Source organism: Mucilaginibacter sp. HD30 (assembly GCF_054061755.1).
This window is the reverse complement of sequence record NZ_JBSSEO010000001.1, coordinates 2,867,035-2,888,082: the sequence shown is the minus strand read 5'-3', so window position 1 is coordinate 2,888,082 and position 21,048 is coordinate 2,867,035. Positions and strand designations below refer to the sequence as shown.

Sequence of the window (21,048 nt, the reverse complement as noted above, 5' to 3'; positions counted from 1 at the left end):
TAAAGTGATAAAGGGGATATATTATATTTAACAAACATCATATTTACTTAGAACGATCTATAAATGAACTTAATAAAAACGCCCCTGGATGGATGCGTTGTGATTGAGCCGCGGATATTCAACGATAGTCGGGGGTACTTTTTTGAGTCATTCAACCAAAAAAAGTTTACAGAAGCTACGGGGCATAATTTGCCTTTTGTGCAGGATAACCAGTCGTTTTCCCCAAAAGGCACTTTGCGCGGGCTGCATTTGCAGAGAGGCGAACACGCTCAGTCTAAGCTGGTGCGCGTTTCAAGAGGCGAGGTATTGGATGTAGCCGTTGATCTGCGCAGTTCATCTGCTACATATGGTCAATATTTTTCAGTTATACTATCAGAAAGTAACAATCGCCAATTATTTGTTCCACGAGGTTTTGCACACGGGTTTGTAGTACTGAGTGATTTTGCAGTGTTTCAATACAAATGTGATAATTATTATAACAAGTCCGCAGAAGGGGGCATCCATTTTACAGATGCGAAACTCAATATCGACTGGAAATTTTCGGCAGATGATCTAACGGTATCAGATACAGATAAAGAGCTTCCCTTTTTAACTGGCGCAGATGACTTTGGGTTTTAGATTTGTAGATTAATTTTATGTACCCGACCGGCCGCGCACTAATTAGTACACGGCAATAGCTTTATAGACTGTTATTGTATAAATAAACTAAAAAAATCTTGTTCTTAATATGAAGGGAATAATTTTAGCGGGTGGTTCAGGAACGCGCCTTTATCCCATTACCAAGGCCATAAGTAAGCAATTAATGCCTATTTATGATAAGCCAATGATATATTACCCGCTATCAGTATTGATGTTAGCTGGAGTAAAAGAAATACTTATTATTACAACTCCGGAAGACCAAGCCGGCTTTGTAAGGCTTTTAGGCGATGGCAGCGATTTGGGTTGTAAATTTGAATTTGCTGTGCAGGAAAAGCCAAATGGCTTAGCCCAGGCCTTTATAATTGGCGAGGAATTTATAAAAAATGACAAGGTTGTTTTGGTATTAGGTGATAATATTTTTTATGGATCAGGTTTTAGCACACTTTTACAAAGTTTTAATGATCTTACGGGCGCTGCTATATTCGCTTACCCGGTAGCAGATCCGGAGAGGTATGGTGTAGTAGAATTTGATAAGGACTTTAACGCGCTTTCTATTGAAGAAAAGCCCGTTGAGCCAAAATCGCAATATGCTGTACCAGGGTTGTATTTTTATGACAATTCTGTTGTTGAAGTAGCTAAAAATATCCAACTTTCGCCGCGGGGCGAATATGAAATTACTGATGTAAATAAATGGTACCTTGAGCAAGGTTTATTAAAAGTTGGCTTGATGGATAGGGGTATGGCCTGGCTTGATACAGGGACCTTTGATTCATTAAGCGATGCATCAGAATTTGTAAAAGTTATTGAGAAACGCCAAGGCAAAAAAATTGGTTGTATTGAGGAGGTGGCATATAGAATGGGCTTTATTGATAGTGAAGCTTTACAAAAACTTGCAAGCATGTATATTAAAAGCGGCTATGGAAAGTATCTTGAGGGGCTTATATGATTTTTGTTAAAAAAATAGAACGTTATCTGTACTTATTAATATTATAAAAATGTCTGTAAAGAATATATGCTGTATTGGCGCCGGTTATGTTGGGGGCCCAACCATGGCAATGATAGCCAAAAAATGCCCGCAAATAGCTGTTACTGTAGTAGATCTTAACGAAGCTAGAATTGCAGCCTGGAATGATCCCGACGTAAACAACATTCCGGTTTATGAACCGGGCTTAAGCGAGGTTGTTGCCGAGGCAAGAGGCAGAAATTTATTTTTTTCAACTGACGTAAATTCTGCCATTGACAACGCAGAGGTAATCTTTATATCCGTAAATACCCCAACTAAAATGTATGGGGCAGGCAAAGGACAGGCTGCAGATCTGAAATGGATAGAACTTTGTGCACGTCAAATTGCAAGTGTAGCCAAAAATGATAAAATAATCGTTGAAAAGTCAACTCTACCTGTTCGTACCGCAAGTGCAATAAAAGACATTTTGATGCACACAGGAAGCGGTGTTTCTTTTCAGATATTGTCAAATCCTGAGTTTTTGGCTGAAGGGACAGCCGTTGAAGATCTTGATTCACCAGATCGCGTTCTAATTGGAGGTGACAATACACCCGAAGGGCAAGTTGCATTGCAAAAGTTGGTTGACATTTACGCCAATTGGGTTCCGGTTGACCGAATTTTAACGACAAATGTGTGGTCGTCGGAACTATCAAAACTAACAGCAAATGCTTTTTTGGCTCAACGAGTATCGTCTATTAATGCACTGTCTGAAATTTGTGAAAAAACTGAGGCTGACATAGCCGAGGTAGCGAGAGCTATTGGTACCGATAGTCGAATAGGGCCTAAGTTCTTAAAGGCCTCTGTTGGTTTTGGTGGCTCTTGCTTTCAAAAAGACATATTAAATTTAGTTTACATTGCCAAAAGTTACGGGCTTAATGAAGTAGCAAATTACTGGGAGCAGGTAATTATTATGAATGACCATCAAAAGACAAGATTCGCCAGTAAGATAGTGAACACACTCTACAATACTGTTAACGGTAAAAAAATAACACTGTTAGGTTGGGCCTTCAAAAAAGATACAAATGATACAAGAGAGTCGCCAGCTATTCATGTTGCAGACCATCTGTTATATGAACAGGCAGACCTTGCTGTATATGACCCCAAGGTGTCGGAGTCACAGGTGTACAATGATTTGGATTATTTAAAAACACGCGAAAGGGCAGAGAATAGGGCTAACTTGCAGGTTTACGAAGATCCCTACGAAGCTTGCAAGGGGGCGCATGCTATCGCGATATTAACAGAGTGGGATGAGTTTAAAACTTATGATTGGACGCATATATATAATAACATGCTTAAGCCAGCTACGGTGTTCGATGGCAGAAATATTTTAGACACTGAAAAGTTAAAAGCTATAGGTTTCCAGGTTAGATCTATTGGCTCAACGCTATAAGTATTTGCGTTGTATATAGTATTTGTTATGAAGTACCTTTAATTTTAAGGTAGTATTCTAATAAGAAACTTATCCAAAGTAAGCTGTAAAAAAGATATAATAATGAACCACAGATATTTAACATTTATTAAAGCGATCAATCTTACGTTTGATCATATAAGCTTAAATATTGCTATGGTTTTGGCGTATTATTTTGAGGGCATAGAAAACACATTTTTTATTAAAAATATCAATTACTTACCTATAGTATTGGTTTTTAATTTTACATGGTTACTTTCAGCAAATTTAACAGGATTGTATGAACAGGTTCTTAATAAAGATTCCATACGTACTTATAGAAATGTTTTCAAAACCTATGTAATTTTTATTTGCATCATTTGCTTTATCGTAATAATAATCGGCCCTAAAACTTATTTTATAACAAGGTCCTACCTGCTTTACTCTTCAGTTTTATTCGGTGGACTTTTGGCTACATGGAAATTAGTTTTTCTAGCAATAAGAAAAAGTGACAGGGCCAGACTATATGACTCTCGAAATGTTGTTATTATAGGGTCTGGCAGGGTTGGCATGGATCTTCAATATTATTTTGAAAACAACTCTGGCTTGGGGTATAATCTTGTTGGTTTTTTCGATGACAACCCTAATAACATATTAAACAAAAAAATGTATTTGGGTAGCACAAAAGAGTCAATAAGCTATGTGTTAAGCAATCGGGTAGATGAAATATTTTGCGCACTTCCGGTTTCAGAAAAAGGTAAGATTGAACAGTTGATGAGTGACGCTGACAAAAATCTCATACGTTTCAGGTTTGTTCCTGAGTATTATGACTATGGTATAAAACCAGTATTAATCCAAAGCTTTGGTAATATACCCGTGATATCTGTAAGGCCCGAACCGTTAGAAAATATGCTTAATAGATTTTTCAAACGTGTTTTTGATATCCTTTTTGCGTTGTTTGTTATAGTTTTTTTCTTCAGTTGGTTATTTCCAATACTTGCTATTTTAATAAGATTAGAATCAAAAGGGCCAATATTTTTCACTCAACAAAGATCCGGACGAGACAATAATCCATTTATGTGTTATAAGTTTAGAAGCATGAAAGTAAATGATGAGTCTGATAAAAGACAGGCAACTCGTGATGATGATAGGATAACTAGGGTTGGTGCTTTTATTAGACGCACAAGTATTGATGAATTACCCCAGTTTTTTAATGTTATCATCGGTAATATGTCAGTAGTTGGCCCAAGACCTCACATGATTAGTCATACAAAGCAATATTCTGAATTAATAGACAGCTTCATGATACGCCAATTTTTAAAACCGGGTATTACAGGTTGGGCTCAAGTAAAAGGATTACGTGGTGAGACAAAAACTACCGAAGCTATGTTAAAGCGTGTTGAAGCTGATGTTTGGTATCTTGAAAACTGGTCTTTTTTACTGGATATGAAAATTATTTTCCTTACAGTATGGAACAGCACTAAAGGTGATGGAAATGCATTTTAAAAATGTAAGCTGTCTTTTGCACGATAGGTCCATCCTGTCCCCAGTAACTTTTTAAAAAAAAAAATATCCCGGTGATTGGTTTGGGTGAAGATTGCCCATATTAAGCCCTAAGTTAATATTGAACGTTCGAAGTAACACACATAATTTAAAACCTAAAGCCTACTCCATTTTTACTTATATATTAAACGGCATATTTAACTTAAAATATAGCAGCCTTAGATTGTGGGGATGCGTAAAAATTGTTAAAGTAATATTATTTAACTTTGCGCTCGTCAAAATAAACATGCCACAGGATGGCGGCTACCGAATATAGTGAATATGAATAGATCAATACTTTTTATCCTAACTGTTTTTTTACTTACTGGGATATATAAATCAGTAAACGCCCAGGCAATGCCGCAAAATTTGTCAACTGTAAACGTTGATGATCTTTCTGATGCAGAGGTAAAGCAACTCATGCAAAATGCACAATCATCTGGACTAAGTGATGCGCAATTAATGCAGGCCGCTCAGGCCAGGGGCATGTCTGCGGCACAAATGCAGCGGCTGCAAACAAGAGTAGCCGACATTCGCCGTAAGGAGGGAAGCTCTGGATATAATACTAACGGAAATTCATCGGATACTGTTACCCGGTCTAGGGGTAGAAATTTTACACCAGATACAACGGGAAACTCATCGCAGAAAGAACGAGAAGATATATTTGCAGATCTTCAGCCTAAAATATTTGGAGCCAGTTTGTTTAGAAGCAACAAAATTAACTCTTTTGAACCCAATTTAAAAATACCAACACCAGTTAACTATATCCTTGGTGCTGAAGATGTGTTGCATATAGAAGTTTACGGTAACTCCATTGCCAATTGGAAATTACCAGTAACACCTGAGGGGACAATTAATATACCCGGGGCAGGCGTTTTAAATGTAGCCGGCAAAACGATAGAAGCCGCCACGGCTCTAATCAGACGTACGTTAATTGCTAACAGGTATGCAATAGGCAGAGGAACGGAGATAAACGTAACATTAGGAGATATACGAAGTATAAAAGTGATTGTGCAAGGGCAGGTAATGCGACCGGGTACATATACTTTATCTTCCTTATCAACGGTGTTTTTAGCATTATATGCCAGCGGTGGGCCAAGTAATATTGGTTCTTTTCGCGATATTGAAGTAATAAGAGATAATCGCATAATAAGGCACCTTGATTTATATGACTTTTTAGTAAAGGGGAGTCAAAAAGATAATATAGGTCTTAAAGATCAGGATTTAATACGGGTACCAGCTTATCGCCTACGGGTTGAATTAAAGGGGGAAGTTAAAATTCCGGCAATTTTTGAAATGTTACCGGGTGAAACGTTGCAAACGGTGCTTGATTTTAGTGGGGGATTTACCGATGAGGCTTACACCGCGCGCATCAAAATAAATCAAGTTGTTGACCAACAACGCAGGATAACAGATGTTTTAGAGGCGGATTTTAAGAGTTATATTCCATTACGAGGTGATAGATTTATAGTTGAACGAATATTAGACCGTTTTGAGAATAGGGTGATTATTAACGGCGCTGTTTTTAGACCCGGCGAATTTGAACTGCAAAAAGGGCTAACGGTTGCACAGTTGATAAAGAATGCTGGCGGGTTAAAAGAAGATGCGTTTACCGGCAGAGGATCTATAATAAGGCTTAATCCCGACAATACCACACAGCAAATCTCTTTTAATTTGTTTGATGCTATGAGTAAACCTAGTTCTGATATCATGTTGCGGCGCGAGGACAGTGTTATAGTTTCGTCATTATTTGATCTTCGCGACAAATATAAAGTAACCATAAAGGGTGAAGTTAGAAAGGCCGGTGAATTTGCATACGCAGACAGCATGAAAGTTGCAGACCTTATTGTTAGGGCAGGTGGATTTTCTGAAGGTGCCAGCGCCAAAAGAATAGAAGTGTCCAGACGAGTGTTTGACAGTGACCCGAGTGCACTAAATAGTAAGGTGGCTGAGATTTTTACCGTAAATGTTAACAGCAAGTTGCAAGAGGATGGCATGGATTTTACACTTCAACCATTTGACATAGTATCAGTTTACGCCTTGCCGGGTTACGAAACGCAGAAAGTTGTTTATGTAGAAGGCGAGGTGCTGTACCCTGGGCCTTTTACTATTCAAAAAAAGAATGAAAAGATATCTGATATTATTGCAAGGGCCGGCGGCTTAACAATGTCTGCTGATATAGATGGAGGCAGTTTAAAGCGCGACAATGACGCGATACTTGGTGTTGACCAAAGCAAAGTTGATGTGAGCGCAGAACGGAATGCGCGTTTGCGACAGTTTCAGAGAACGTATTCTATTAAAGATATAGATTCTGTTAAAACTAATACGGATACCGCCCAGCTTAGAAACAACTTCATTGGAATTAATCTTAGAAAGATATTGAAGAACCCGGGCTTAGGTGACGATATTATATTAGAAAACGGCGATGTGCTACGCATACCAAAGCAACAGCAATTAGTTAAGGTAAATGGCGAAGTGCTTTATCCAAGTGCTATAGTTTACAATAACGGTAAAAACTTTAGAGGGTATATATCAAATGCTGGTGGTTATTCTGCCCGAGCCCTAAAAAGCAGAGGATATGTTGTCTATGCCAATGGATCTGTTAAGTCCACATGGAAATTTTTATTGTTTAATATACATCCTTCGGTAAAGCCTGGCGCTGAGATATACGTCCCAAAGAAACTACCATCTCCTGCTAATGCGGCTCAAACTATTTTAGGTTTTACAACCGGGCTGGCAGCTTTGGGCACAGTTATTTTGGGGATAGTAAGCTTAAGTAAATAATGAGAATGCAATCGCGTCAATAATTCGTTGTTGCTATTTTAACCGCTAATAAATAAAGCAGAGATGTCAATATGGTAAATTGGTATGAGGTAATTTTATTGCTCTTTATGCTCTTCGGCATTGAATTGGTTTATTTCCGCATTGCCGAAAATTATAATATTATTGATCGTCCTAATCATCGTAGTTCTCACACCAAAATAACAATACGTGGCGGAGGAATTATTTTTAGCATAGCAATATTGTTGGCCACTATTACACAAGGTTTTTCAGACATTTATTTTGTCATCGGTTTATTGTTGATAAGCATGATAAGCTTTATTGATGACCTAAGCCCTTTAAGTAACCGTATCAGGATATTTTTCCATGTAATTGCCGTGGCATTTCTGTTTTATCAGCTTAATCTGTACCATCTCTCTTTTTCGGTAGTTCTATTTGCCTTTATGTTTGTGATAGGCACACTTAATGCGGTTAATTTTATGGACGGCATTAACGGCATAACTGGTGGATATGGCCTGATTGCGCTGTGCTCTTTATGGTTTTTGAACAGCCAGTTTGCATTTACAACAAGCAACTACTTATTGGCCGCTGTGGTGGGCGTAGTTGTTTTTTGCTTTTTTAATTTTCGCCAAAAGGCTAAATGTTTTGCTGGGGATGTTGGCAGCTTGAGCCTTGCGTTTATTATACTTTATTTTGTTTTATTAGCGGTTATTAAAACTCAAAATATTAAGTACATTTTACTTCTTTTTGCGTATGGGGTTGACACCATAACAACAATTTTATTAAGGCTTTGGCGAAGAGAAAATATTTTTAAGGCTCACCGAAGCCATTTTTATCAATTTCTAGCAAACGAAAAAAAAATACCTCATTTAATGGTTGCGCTACTGTATATGATAACCCAAGCCTTGGTTAATATTATAGTAATAACAGCAAATATTAGTAACTTATTTCGCTTTATTCTTTATATTGTGGCAGGGGTTGTTATATTTGTTGTATTAAGATTAAAAATTGAAGGAAGGGAAAGACTCTTAAAAAAAACCGTTACTATTAATAATTAATTTTAGCCTTAACCATATAGTTATACCCCTTAATACTATTACACTGGCTTGGTAAACAATATCTTTAAGAAATTGTTAATGAATGGACATCTATACCAACTACTATGAATTCGTATGTATATTTAGGGCAGCTTAACATTGTGCCCAGATGGATAATCTTTGCACTGGATTTATCCATAAGTATCTTATCATTGATAGGTGCGTACTTAATCAAATATAATTTCAATCTTTCTACCCTTGACGTGGTTGAGTTTAGTCGTAATATATTAATATCGGCTTTTTTAAGTATCGCAATTTTTAGCTCGTTAAAAACCTATAGTGGTATTATACGGTATACCGGCATGCAAGACACGTTGAGAATACTGTTTGCTGTTCTGCTTAATTTTTGCGTTTTCTTGTTACTAAATATTATATCAACTGCCTTTTTAAGACATTCTTTAATATCTAATAGCATTTTAATTATTACGTCTTTAAGCTGTTTCCTGCTTATGATTGCGTACCGGATTATAGTTAAGTATGCGTTTATTTACATTCGTAATTTGAAGCTTGACGAGAAGAATATTGTTATTTACGGAGCAGGGGAAGCAGGGGTGGCAGCCAAACGTTCATTTGATAATGCTTATAAAGTCAACAGAAAAATAATAGCCTTTGTTGATGATGACCCGCGTAAAGTAGGTAAAACCATCGGTGGCGTAAGAATATTTAATGCTAAAGAATTGCCACGGTTTATAACCGATCAAAAAATTGACGAGCTTGTTATTGCTACTTATAGCCTGCCGATCAACACTAAGAATAGCCTTGTTGATATGTGCCTTGAAAACGGCGTTAAGGTTCTTAATATACCCCCGCATAATCAGTGGGCAGACGGCGAATTGCTTCCGGCGCAAATACAGAGCATAAACATTGAAGACCTGCTAAACAGAGATCAGATTAAAATTGATACCACCGGCATAAAAAGAGAACTGGGGGGCAAACGCATATTGATAACAGGTGCAGCAGGCTCTATAGGGAGCGAGATTGTGCGTCAATTAACATCATTTAATACCTCTCTTATAATTCTATGTGATCAAGCCGAAACGGCATTGCACAGCTTATATCTTGAACTTTCAGAAAGTGCTCCACACGCAAATATTTGTTCGTTCGTTGGCGACGTAAAAGATAAGCCAAGAATGGAATTCTTATTTGATGCCTATAAACCCCATTACGTTTATCATGCTGCTGCCTATAAGCATGTTCCAATGATGGAAGATAATCCTGCGGAGGCTATTAAAACGAACGTATTAGGCACGAGGACGATTGCAGACCTATCCGTTAAACATGGCGTGTTGAAATTTGTGATGGTTTCTACCGATAAAGCAGTTAATCCTACGAATGTAATGGGAGCGTCTAAGCGAATTGCCGAAATGTACGTACAATCATTGAACCGGGCAGTAAGCACCACCAATTTCAAAATTTTAAATGGCTTTAGCAATTTGGGCAATAAGAGCAATACGCGTTTTATTACAACAAGATTTGGCAATGTACTTGGATCCAATGGCTCTGTTATACCTCGATTTAAACAGCAAATTGAAAAAGGCGGCCCGGTTACAGTAACACATCCAGATGTAACGCGCTATTTCATGACAATTGCTGAGGCATGCAGCCTTGTTCTTGAGGCTGGTTGTATGGGCAAAGGCGGTGAGATCTATATATTTGATATGGGCAGATCCGTAAAAATTGTAGAACTGGCCAGGCGAATGATAAAATTAGCCGGCCTTATTCCTGATCAGGATATCAAAATAGAATATACAGGATTGCGACCAGGTGAAAAACTTTTTGAAGAGTTATTAAACGATAGCGAAAATACTTTGCCCACCCATCACGAGAAGATTATGATAGGACAGGTTAAAGAGTTTCTGTTTTCGGAAGTTGAATCACAGATCAAGGAATTGATAGAAAATGCACAGAAAAGTGATGATTTAGCCGTTGTAAAATCAATGAAGAAAATTGTTCACGAATTTAAGAGTGAAAACTCTATTTTTGAGGAGTTAGATTTAGTATCCAAGGCAGTATAATTTCAATGAGAAAAAATGTTTTCTTCGCCCTTGTTTTTTTTGTTTCTATCTCATCATGTAAAGACAAAGCAAGTGAGCAAATCCAGGTTTATAATAATGATTTCGAGAGTAATGATTTAACTAAAATAACCAACGGACAAATAGTGCAGTTTAATGGCAGTAATGTGTTGGGGCGTTATAACAACGGGAATTTTATTTTAAAGCTTGATAATTTGCCCGCTCATGATCTTGTAACAATAAGTTTAGACCTTTACATTCACGATAGTTGGGATGGCAATAAACAAGATGTAGACGGACCTGACATATGGCAATTGCTAATGGATGGCGGCTTATATGTTAATACAACTTTCTCGAATTCTACATGCGGCATAAACGAATTTTGTTCGCCGCAATCCTATCCATTAGATTATCCTAATAACTACAATAACCCTAAAACCGGGGCTTATAGAATTGATTTACCATTTGCATGTAAACCTACTGAACCAAGAGGAACATCTGTTTATAAGATTGTAAAAACAATAAAGCATTCAAACGCCATTTTGCTGCTACGGTGTCTTGATAAATTGGTGCAAACTAATGCTCCTGATGCCAAGTGCGACGAAAGCTGGTCTATAGACAATCTTAATATTAAAACAATTAAGCTATGACGATCGTAAAATATATTTATGGTACATTAGTTTTTTTGGTCGTTTTTCAGGTAGCAGCTTATTCTCAGTCCCTCCCCGTTGGGACACCTGCCATTGAAGATTATTACAGAAGAGCCCAGTTAACCGGAAATGTCGATACAAATGTATCTTTTACCATTCGGCCCCTGTTTCCCAGCCAGATTACTAAAAATGCCGATGCTTTTTATCCTGATCCTATAGAAGAAAAAGCTAACCTGTTAAATGCTGGTCAAACCTTTCAAAACGCAAGTGGAACGCTTAAAGGTAGTTTTTTACCAATGACTTTCCAGTCGCAGTTTAATTCTCATCATCCGTATGGTTGGAATGACGGCGCAATGATACCCGCCAAAGGATTACAAACTGTTTTAAGCGGAGGAATATTTGCCCAGTATGGCCCACTTACAATTCAATTTAGGCCTGAATTAGTATATGCACAAAATGAGCGTTTTGACACCTTTAACAACGATCATTATGACGTGATATTTGCACGATATTATGACATTTATAACAATATTGATTTGCCTGTAAGGTTTGGTAACGACGTTTATGGAAGAATAAATTGGGGGCAAAGTAGTATAAGATTAAACCATAAAGGATTTTCTTTCGGCTTGTCTACAGAAAACCTTTGGTGGGGGCCAGGCATGCGTAATTCTTTGCTGATGAGTAATACTGCCCCTGGCTTTAAACATTTAACACTAAATACGCTCCACCCCATAAAAACGCCCATAGGAACTTTCGAGGGGCAGTTAATCGCCGGCAGATTGGAGAATTCAGGATTCGCACCTTTAACACCAGACCACTATTTCTTTGGCACCAATCTATACGTTCCTAAACCAGATGATTGGCGGTATCTGTCTGGTCTTATTATAACATGGCAGCCTAAATGGATAAAAGGCCTGTTTTTAGGATTTGACAAGTCGTCCTTAATGTACGGGAAAGATTTAAACGGATTTAAAGATTACCTTCCAATATTTGCTCCGTTTAAAAAGGTAACCAGTCCCACCTCGCAAATAAACAAAAAAGACCAAATGGGTTCAATGTTTATGCGGTGGTTATGGACAGAGGAACATGCCGAAATTTATTTCCAGTTCGGTCAATATAATTTTGAAGGTAATTTAACACAAGCCTTATTATCCCCAAATGACTCGCGTGCCTATGTGTTTGGACTACGAAAACTCTTGCCTTTCAACAAATCACGTGATGAAAGTATAATAATTGGCATAGAGGCGGCCCAGTTTCAGGTGAATTCGCTTGATCTGCTTGCACAGGGTAAACAGTGGTATGTTAGCAAGGGAGTAAGGCAGGGGTACACCAACATGGGCGAAGCCTTGGGTGCAGGAATTGGCCCCGGCGCAAATTTGCAAACTGTAAATGTAAGTTGGGTTAGAGGTTTAAAAAGAATTGGTATTGAGTTAGAGCGCTATGTGCACAACAATGATTTTTATTATTACGCTTATATTGATAGCGGCGATCCGCGCCGCCATTGGGTTGATTTAAGCTTTGCGGCACAGGGAGAATGGAATTTTAAGAATTTAATTTTTAACGCTAAATTACAGGCTATCAGGTCCTTAAATTACCAATGGTATTTGAGGCAAAACCCGGGCGATCAGTATTGGGTAAACGGTAAGGATGTAACTAATGTACAAGTTCAGGCAGGGGTAACTTACAGATTTTAAAAAGAATGAGAAAACTATTGCGGATAGTGACAATTATTCCTGCTCTCACTGTTATTTTATGCAATAATTTGTTTGCCCAATCTATCCCGGTTGGAACGCCTGTACTGGATGATTATTACCGAAGAATGCAACTGCTCGGCAAAGTTGATTCAAATTTTTCTTTTACCGTTAGACCTATTTTTACAGAGGTATTAAAAGTTGCTGATGCCTATGATCCTGACAGCACTTTAAAAAAATCAAAATACACATCATCACTAAATGATCTTGCCAGTGGCCCTGTGGTTCTACGGATATTCCCTTTAACATGGCAACAGCAATTCAATTCCCACCATCCGTATGGATGGAACGACGGAGCCATGATACCGGCAAAAGGCTATCAGACCTTAGTAAGCGGCGGCTTGTATTTTAAATATGGAATTTTAACCATACAATTGCGCCCTGAGATGGTTTATGCCGCTAATACGCCTTTTAACGGATTTGCTGTTGGGCACAGCGATGATGAGTTAATGCATTATTATGGTTGGAATAGTTATATCGATCAGCCGGAGCGCTTTGGCACCACGCCATATAGGAAATTTTTATGGGGGCAAAGCAGCATTCGTTTAACCTTTGGGCGCATATCCATGGGATTGTCAAATGAAAATTTATGGTGGGGCCCCGGAATTAACAACTCTTTGCTATTAAGCAATAATGCGGCTGGCTTTAAGCATTTAACTTTAAATACCGTAAAACCTATCCAAACCAAGATAGGAGCTTTTGAGGGACAGATTATAGCAGGCCGTTTAGATGGATCAGGTTATAACGCATTACCGGTAACAACAAACTCGTTAGGAGTAAGTTTACTTAATCCACAAAGGGCAGAATGGCGTTATTTTACGGGTATAAATTTAAACTACCACCCTAAATGGGTTCCGGGGTTAACATTGGGTTTAACCAGAACATTTAGCTCTTATCATTCAGATGTAAAAGGGATAACGGGATATTTCCCATTCTTTTTTACATACTTTAAGGCAAATACAACTGATGCCAGCGGCGATCCGTTTGAGCGCGATCAGTATACATCCATGTATGCCAGGTGGTTGTTTAAAAAAGCCCGGGCCGAGGTTTATTTTGAATTTGGGGTAAATGATAACTCTTATAACCTCCGCGATTTTGTTCTTTCGCCAGATCATGCTCGAGCTTACCTGTTTGGTTTCAGAAAAATGATTCCAATAAATGGAAAAAAAGATCAAAATATTTTGATTGGGGCTGAAGTAACTGAGTTGGCTCAAAGCCCTGAAAGAATGGTTAGGGGTGTTGAATATTGGTACATCCATGCGGGGGTAAGACACGGCCACACACAGCAAGGGCAGATATTAGGTGCCGGCATTGGGCCCGGCAGTAATCTTCAATCTGTTGAGCTAAGCTGGGTATCGGGCCTAAAAAAAATTGGCCTAAAGCTTGATCGGTATGATCATAATCTTGAATTTTCAAAAACGAATTTTTTGGACATTAATGGAAATAAAAGGAATTGGGTTGATATTGCATTTGGCTTGCAGGGCGATTGGGATTACAAAAACTTGTTAATAAGCGCGAAGTTGCAAACCGTTAAATCGCTCAATTATAACTGGTTGTTAAAAGACTACACAGCCGAAAGCTATTATATACCCCATAATACCGTTTACAATTTACGCGGAGAGCTAGGATTAACGTACAGATTTTAGCAATTTACGCGACTACCTCAAACCACGCCCGTTTATATTGGTTACCTTTATACAGCCAGTAAACCTTATCTGCCTTTATTAGTTAAGACCGAATGAGAAGAAAATATTTCATTATTGTAATTTTAAACGTATTGTGCGTTTTTTTTAGCTGCCGTTCACATGCACAAACCATATTTGTAGGCGAACCGCATTTGGATGATTATTACCGACGAGCACAATTACTAGGTAATGTCGACTCTAATATCTCATTTACTATCAGGCCGCTATTTGCAGGTTACGCTTTAAAAGCAAATGACATTTATGACCCTGACAGTAGTCTGACTAAGAATAACTGGGCGACGGCCGGTCCTGTGCATTTTGCTAAGAAACTGGGTTTATTTCAAATTTTGCCCGTTCATATCCAACAGCAATTTAACAGTAAGCAACCCTACGGTTGGAATGACGGTAGCATGATACCGGCAAGAGGTTATCAAGCAAGAATAAGCGCGGGCTTTTTCTTAAAGTTTGGGCCATTAAGCATTCAACTACAACCTGAATATGTTTATGCTGAGAACAAATCATTTAACGGGTTTGAAACCGGCAAATCAGCAGCTGAAATAGAGGCTTACAGTTTCTATTTCAGCACTATTGATCAGCCCGAGCGATTTGGAACAACACCGTTTAAAAAATTGTTTTTGGGACAGAGCAGCATTAGGTTAACGTTTAGCCCAATATCAATAGGTCTATCCAACGAAAATGTATGGTGGGGGCCAGGTGTGCGAAATGCAATTGTTTTAAGTAATAATGCTCCGGGTTTTAAACATCTTACATTAAATACTGTTAAACCTGTTAAAACGCCTGTAGGGCATTTTGAAATGCAGGTGTTGGCGGCACGTTTGGACGACTCTAATTTTCCGTTACTATCAGACCAACCAAACGTTGTTACTTCTAAAAATAATGACTGGCGATATTTTACAGGGTTAAATATTAACTATCATCCTAAATGGGTGCCGGGGCTAACGTTGGGGTTGATAAGAACGTTTAATGCCTATCGAGCTTCAATACAGACATTCAGCGATTATGTGCCCTTCTTTTTTCCTTATCAAAAACAAAACACAAATGACGGCGATCCGATACCTCGCGACCAATTAACTTCGTTTTATGCGCGGTGGTTGTTTAGAAAAGCAAAAGCGGAAATATATTTTGAATATGGATTAAACGATAATTCTTATAATTATCGGGATTTTATTGGCTCGCCTGATCACTCCAGAGCTTATGTATTCGGATTTAGGAAAATGGTTGCCATTAACGCAAATCCCAATACTCATTTAATGTTAAGTGGTGAGATTACTCAGCTCTCTCAAACCCCAGACAGGGTGGTTAGAACTGCAGGAACGTGGTATACCCACTCTCAAATAACCGAAGGGCATACCAATCAAGGGCAGATATTAGGAGCCGGTACCGGACCGGGCGGTAATCTTCAATCTTTTGACGTGAAGTGGATATCTGGCTTGAAAAGTTTAGGTATAGCATTTGAACGTTATGAACATAATGTTGATTTTTCAGATCAATATTTCTATGACAGCTATGGTAACAAAAGAAAATGGGTTGATTTTGCCATTGCGCTGCAAGGGGAGTGGAGCTATCGCAATTTATTGTTCAATGCTAAGCTGCAGCATATCAACTCCTTAAATTACCAATGGGTTTTAAAAGATTACCTGCCAGGGCAATATTACGTTCCTCACAACACCGTTAATAATTTTCATGCCGAATTAGGCGTAACTTTCAGGTTTTAAAGGCTTGCGCGTTATTAATTTAAAGGCCGCAAATAATACTAATAAAACAATAATTCCTCCTGCAACGGCAGTAGGATATTTAAGGCGGTTTTTCTTTAAAGGAAGTTCAGGCTCGTCCACTATTTGCACGGTCGGGGTTTCTTGCGAGAGCATTGTTTTGCTTGCTTCCAGATTTTTCACGGTTTCCGAAAAAATAGTACTTAACACAACTTTATCACGCTGTTTAATATCCATTCGGGCCTCTTCTTCAGTAAACGCAGGATTTAGATCAAGCCCCACACGTGCGTTATTAGACATAGAATAAGTTTTAGCGTTAAGCAGCCTTTCTATGCTATCAGCACGCACCTGAAGCCGGTCAACATTGTTTTTTAGTCGTTTTGTTTTGGTTGTAATGAAAAAATCTGTCGATTGCGTAATTATCCGCTGGCAAAAAAGCATAGCCAGTTTCTCATCTTTAAAGGTAACGTTGAGCTCGAAAAATCCTAATTTTTTGTCGGGTTTTGCTATGCCAAATTGCCCCTTTTCTAATATAAATTCTGTCATCTCGTGCAGTAAGCTATCCTGCAGGCGGGTATTATTTTTACCGTTCAACGGAAACCGGATGGTTTTGCCATCTGTGCTATATTCAAGCCATTCCTTGTCAAGTTTATTCGCTTCGGCATACTTATCAGCAAGCGTGTGGGTATCATCATATGCCGATAATAAGGTGTTTTTTATTAATTTTTGACTTTTTACCAATTCCTCAATATTGTCACCGGCAAGCACTCCGCTTGCACCGCCCAAACCATCAAGGTTAAATCCAAATTGCCCGGCCAGGCTGGAAAGTCCGCCCATAGACCCCGAAGACTTTGCGTCATCAACTACAAATGTAAGCCGCGCAGTATAGGTGGGCCTTTTAATATAAGCCGCAAGCGCGCCTAAAATTGCGCCAATAATGATACAAGTTGCTAACAGTTTCTTATACTGCAGCAGATATTTAATGTCGCTATATCTGTCGTTTAACAGCTCTTTGAAGGAGAACTCACGTTCAAATGCGTTAGGTTGATTGATGCCATTCATAATCTACTTTGATAAAATTGCAACAATACTAACCAATGCCGTTAAAGCAGCGGCAATTCCACCTAAATCACTTATGCCTACCTTCAAGCGCGAATCAGGACTTTTCTCAGGCACTATTATTTTGCTGCCCGGTTTTACCGAAGGATAGCTTTTAAAAAACAGTACGTTTTTAACCGGCTTATTCATTCCATTAGGATATTTAATATAGGCACCTTTAAGGCGGGCTTTTTGGGTGGTTCCGCCCGCGGCATCTATATAGTACCTAAAACTACGCACCTTGTAAATTATATACTGCGGATTGTTTACTGCGCCTGCTACCTCAACATTTGATATAACACGCGGTACATAAATACTATCGCCCGGTAATAATATACTTTTTGATTTTGCCGAAAGCAGATCAACATTAACACGTACCCCTTCTCTGAATATCTGTACATTCTCTATCGAACCGAATGGCGTTATGCCCCCGGCGCGCGTTAAAAATTCCTGTGCTGTCTCATCTCTTTTTTGCACAGCGTAATCACTCGGGAAAACCACCTCGCCCCTTACTTTAACATTACCGAGCGCCCTGTTGTTAGCCTGTCTTAATACATTAACCACGTCTCTTGGCTGTAGCTCAACCTCATAATTAGGATCAGATGGATCGTCCATATTAACAATAAATGTGGTAACGAGCTGAGTTGCCACACTGTCTGATTTGTTATTTATAATACGCGAAATTTCAACATGATGAGATGCGGCCTCGTCATTAAAACCTCCGGCTAAAGCAATAACATCTGCCAGTTTTAATCCTTTACGGTAGGTTATGGATACAGGTTTTCTAACATACCCGTTCACCTCGATTTTCTGATTGGATATAAATACGTCCTGGCTAAGAATCAACACAGAATCTTCGCGCATAAGTGGTATATCATTTTTACCAGCGGTAATCAGCCTCGGGTCAAAGGGAATGGAGGTGCGCTGAAGATCAGGCATTGTTCTTTTTATAAAGCCCCGCTCCATATAAGCCTCGGGCTTAAGCCCCTGGGCTTTGGTTAATAATTGCGATAAGGTAAGCCCGGGCACCAGTTCATACACGCCTGGCCTGTATACCATTCCCTCTAAAATAATTCTGTTGGTATAACGATCAGTTATCGGGTTAATTTCTACAATGTCGCCATTGCGTAAAACGTAGTTTTCAAAAGTGTTTGCTGGAACGTCCTTCACATCTTTTTGCAATTCATTGATCTGAATCAGCTTTGCAATACCCTTATATGCCTGAGCGGAAAATCCACCGGCATAGGCTATCAGATCAGCCATGGTTTCGTTGTCCTTTAATTCATAAAAGGCGGGGCGTTTAACTTCGCCTTTTATACCCACAAGTTTTTTATAAACGGGCACGTTTATCACGTCCTGGTCTTCAAGGCGCACATTGCCAGACATTATGCCCTGTTGTAAAAACTCGTAAAAATCTACAGTTTTAATTACTTTGTTATTTCTTATCAAACGTATGTTACGTAAAGAACCATTTGCGTTAGGTCCCCCGGTATTATACAATACATTAAACAAAGTTGCCACTGAAGATATAGTGTATGCTCCGGGCGTGTTTACTTCGCCCGTAACCGTAACCTTGATACGACGTGTATTACCCAGGGTAATTGTTACATCGCTTTTTCCGCTTTGTATAGCCGGATACACTTTGGTCAGCCTCCTTTTGATTAAGCTTGTAGCTTGTTCAATTGTAAAGCCACCTACCGGAATAACGCCCGCGTAAGGTATTTGCAGGTTCCCTTCCGGTGTAACCACAGATCTTGTATCTCTTTCATTTAAACCGGTAACTAATACAATTACTTCATCGCCGGGGCCCAAAATGTAGCTTTTAGGAGTAGGTACTGAAAAATTAGGTTCAAACGAAAGGCCGGCTTGCCTAAAAAGATCGTAACCATAAATAGTTAATTGATCTGAATTTTTAGGAATGTCCTGTTTATTTGCAACAGGTTTTACTACAGTATCAATGTTGGTGCGACTATAATCAATTTTCTTTGCCGGTGCTATTGTTGAGGACTTTCTCGCCTGGCTTCCACCGGTTAAGCCAAGTAATACCAGCCGGCTTTTTAGCTCCTCAATTTCTGAGGCCGGCATGCCCCTTTCTTTTAAGACACCATACATTTCGGTTTCAGATAAACCCTGCGCAATGCCTTTGTTCCACAAAGAGATTATTTGTTCATCAGGAATTTGGCTCACTTTCGTTGTAGCGATCATATCTGCCGATCCCTGCGCGAACGTATTGTTAAATGAAATAATTATAACAAGGGTAAATATGTATAGTAGGTATTTATGTCGCATGTAATTTTTTATGACTGTTACAAATATAAAGTATTATATTGGTGTAGGGCAATACACAAACCTAACGGATATGTACAAATTTAACCCCTATAACACAATTTAGCGCAATTTGTTGAGGCGATTATAAACCGGGAACCAGTTGTTGCAAACCAGCGTAATGCTTATCGTTATCTATCAGAGTTGTAATATGCCGGCGCGCATTCTCGCCCATTTTCATAATCAAATCCTCGTCGGTATATAGAGTTGTTATCAATTCATTAAGTTGTGTGTAGTTGCCCGGTTCAAATAAAAAGCCGGTATTGTTATTAATCACCATTTCGGGTATAGCGCCAATGGCCGATCCAATTACTGGTTTGCCCAATGCCATAGCTTCTACAACCGTAAAACCGAGCACTTCATACCACTCGGACGCGCATATTAAAAAAGCGGCATTTTTTATTAGCTGTAAAGTTTCGTTACGGGTTTTCTTCCCCTCAAAACTTACGTTATCAAGGCCATTTTGCAAAGCAAATTGTTTCAAGTCTTGCTCCTGGGTGCCGGTGCCAATAATCTTTAACGCTATGTTTGGGCAGTTTTTAATTGCCTTTAAAACCGTGTGCGCTCCTTTTATTTTTTCGAGCCGGCCCACAAATACAATATATTTTTCATCGCTTAACACCTGTGTCTGTAATGCAAAGTCTATTTCTGAATAGTTATAGCCATGATACAATTGCACCAGTTTATCAGCAAAAAAATTAAACTGCTTAAACTTATTATATAAAAACACCGACGGGCAAACATAAAAATCTACGTAACTATAATAATTAAGGTACTTATGTACATAGTTTTCAAAAGCGGCTACCGTACTGGCCAGCACTGATCCTTTTTTACAAGTATGCGTTATACAGTTGTAAAAAGCGCCCCCGTAACATCGTTCACAAATTTGCCCATGACTTATAAATGTACTTTCCGGGCAAATGGGAGTATATTCATGTAAGGTCCATATAATGGGTATGTTCCTTTTTTTTATAATTTTTAATATGGTTGGCGTAATGTAATGATGTATTACATTGATATGTACAAAATCTATTTTTACATTGTTAAGTAAGCGCTCCAGATTTTGTTGTGCCTCAAACGAATAAATGCTTTTTGCAACAACCTTAATCCCTGCAGACAAGCTTCGCTTGTTTATTGTTTTATAATCAATGTTCTCGATAAAATATTCAGCATAATCAGACGGAAAATTGCGTTCATCCTTCATCGAAAAAGGGATAACTTTATGCCCGTTTCTTGTGTAAAGGTCTACTACATTCTCAACGTATGTCCAATCACCGCCACTGGGATACCACGTCCAGTTAACAACAAGAATATTCATATTTAATATTTGAAGGCGAAATCATAA

At 38.7% G+C, this 21,048-nt stretch carries 14 protein-coding genes; 11 read left to right on the top strand and 3 right to left on the bottom strand.

Annotation, left to right across the window (positions count from 1 at the left end):
- Positions 1 to 63 precede the first annotated feature (63 nt).
- The 11 genes from rfbC to ACVW2L_RS13770 all read left to right on the top strand — a co-directional run bounded on the left by rfbC (position 64) and on the right by ACVW2L_RS13770 (position 16,283).
- On the top strand, positions 64 to 618 hold the full coding sequence (rfbC, locus tag ACVW2L_RS13820; RefSeq protein WP_457128554.1) for a dTDP-4-dehydrorhamnose 3,5-epimerase: 555 nt from the start codon (positions 64 to 66) through the stop codon (positions 616 to 618).
- A gap of 109 nt (positions 619 to 727) precedes the next feature.
- Positions 728 to 1,585, top strand: coding sequence for a glucose-1-phosphate thymidylyltransferase RfbA (gene rfbA, locus ACVW2L_RS13815; RefSeq protein ID WP_457128553.1), 858 nt, complete (start codon positions 728 to 730; stop codon positions 1,583 to 1,585).
- 49 nt (positions 1,586 to 1,634) lie between these two features.
- Complete coding sequence (locus tag ACVW2L_RS13810; protein ID WP_457128552.1) at positions 1,635 to 3,032, top strand: UDP-glucose 6-dehydrogenase; 1,398 nt, start codon at positions 1,635 to 1,637, stop codon at positions 3,030 to 3,032.
- Positions 3,033 to 3,134: 102 nt separating this feature from the next.
- A complete protein-coding gene (locus ACVW2L_RS13805; RefSeq protein ID WP_457128551.1) occupies positions 3,135 to 4,535 on the top strand; it encodes an undecaprenyl-phosphate glucose phosphotransferase in 1,401 nt (466 codons plus the stop codon).
- Positions 4,536 to 4,928: 393 nt separating this feature from the next.
- Positions 4,929 to 7,355, top strand: a complete 2,427-nt coding sequence (locus tag ACVW2L_RS13800; protein WP_457128550.1) for an SLBB domain-containing protein — start codon at positions 4,929 to 4,931, stop codon at positions 7,353 to 7,355.
- Positions 7,356 to 7,426: 71 nt separating this feature from the next.
- Positions 7,427 to 8,410 carry an MraY family glycosyltransferase gene (locus ACVW2L_RS13795; RefSeq protein ID WP_457128549.1) on the top strand — a complete coding sequence of 328 codons (984 nt, stop codon included), beginning with the start codon at positions 7,427 to 7,429 and terminating at the stop codon, positions 8,408 to 8,410.
- A 104-nt stretch (positions 8,411 to 8,514) separates the two neighbouring features.
- Positions 8,515 to 10,464, top strand: coding sequence for a polysaccharide biosynthesis protein (locus ACVW2L_RS13790; RefSeq protein ID WP_457128548.1), 1,950 nt, complete (start codon positions 8,515 to 8,517; stop codon positions 10,462 to 10,464).
- A 5-nt stretch (positions 10,465 to 10,469) separates the two neighbouring features.
- A complete protein-coding gene (locus ACVW2L_RS13785; RefSeq protein WP_457128547.1) occupies positions 10,470 to 11,111 on the top strand; it encodes a hypothetical protein in 642 nt (213 codons plus the stop codon).
- On the top strand, positions 11,108 to 12,805 hold the full coding sequence (locus ACVW2L_RS13780; RefSeq protein WP_457128546.1) for a capsule assembly Wzi family protein: 1,698 nt from the start codon (positions 11,108 to 11,110) through the stop codon (positions 12,803 to 12,805). The genes ACVW2L_RS13785 and ACVW2L_RS13780 overlap by 4 nt, the downstream gene beginning before the upstream one ends.
- Before the next feature lie 5 nt (positions 12,806 to 12,810).
- On the top strand, positions 12,811 to 14,508 hold the full coding sequence (locus ACVW2L_RS13775) for a capsule assembly Wzi family protein (RefSeq protein WP_457128545.1): 1,698 nt from the start codon (positions 12,811 to 12,813) through the stop codon (positions 14,506 to 14,508).
- Positions 14,509 to 14,600: 92 nt separating this feature from the next.
- Complete coding sequence (locus ACVW2L_RS13770; protein ID WP_457128544.1) at positions 14,601 to 16,283, top strand: capsule assembly Wzi family protein; 1,683 nt, start codon at positions 14,601 to 14,603, stop codon at positions 16,281 to 16,283.
- On the opposite strand, the gene ACVW2L_RS13765 is transcribed toward ACVW2L_RS13770, so the two are convergent.
- The 3 genes from ACVW2L_RS13765 to ACVW2L_RS13755 all read right to left on the bottom strand — a co-directional run bounded on the left by ACVW2L_RS13765 (position 16,260) and on the right by ACVW2L_RS13755 (position 21,021).
- Positions 16,260 to 17,342 carry a hypothetical protein gene (locus tag ACVW2L_RS13765; protein ID WP_457128543.1) on the bottom strand — a complete coding sequence of 361 codons (1,083 nt, stop codon included), beginning with the start codon at positions 17,340 to 17,342 and terminating at the stop codon, positions 16,260 to 16,262. The two genes, ACVW2L_RS13770 and ACVW2L_RS13765, sit on opposite strands and share 24 nt — an antisense overlap.
- 3 nt (positions 17,343 to 17,345) lie before the next feature.
- Positions 17,346 to 19,583 carry an SLBB domain-containing protein gene (locus ACVW2L_RS13760; protein WP_457128542.1) on the bottom strand — a complete coding sequence of 746 codons (2,238 nt, stop codon included), beginning with the start codon at positions 19,581 to 19,583 and terminating at the stop codon, positions 17,346 to 17,348.
- A gap of 205 nt (positions 19,584 to 19,788) precedes the next feature.
- Positions 19,789 to 21,021 carry a glycosyltransferase family 4 protein gene (locus ACVW2L_RS13755; protein ID WP_457128541.1) on the bottom strand — a complete coding sequence of 411 codons (1,233 nt, stop codon included), beginning with the start codon at positions 21,019 to 21,021 and terminating at the stop codon, positions 19,789 to 19,791.
- Positions 21,022 to 21,048 lie beyond the last annotated feature (27 nt).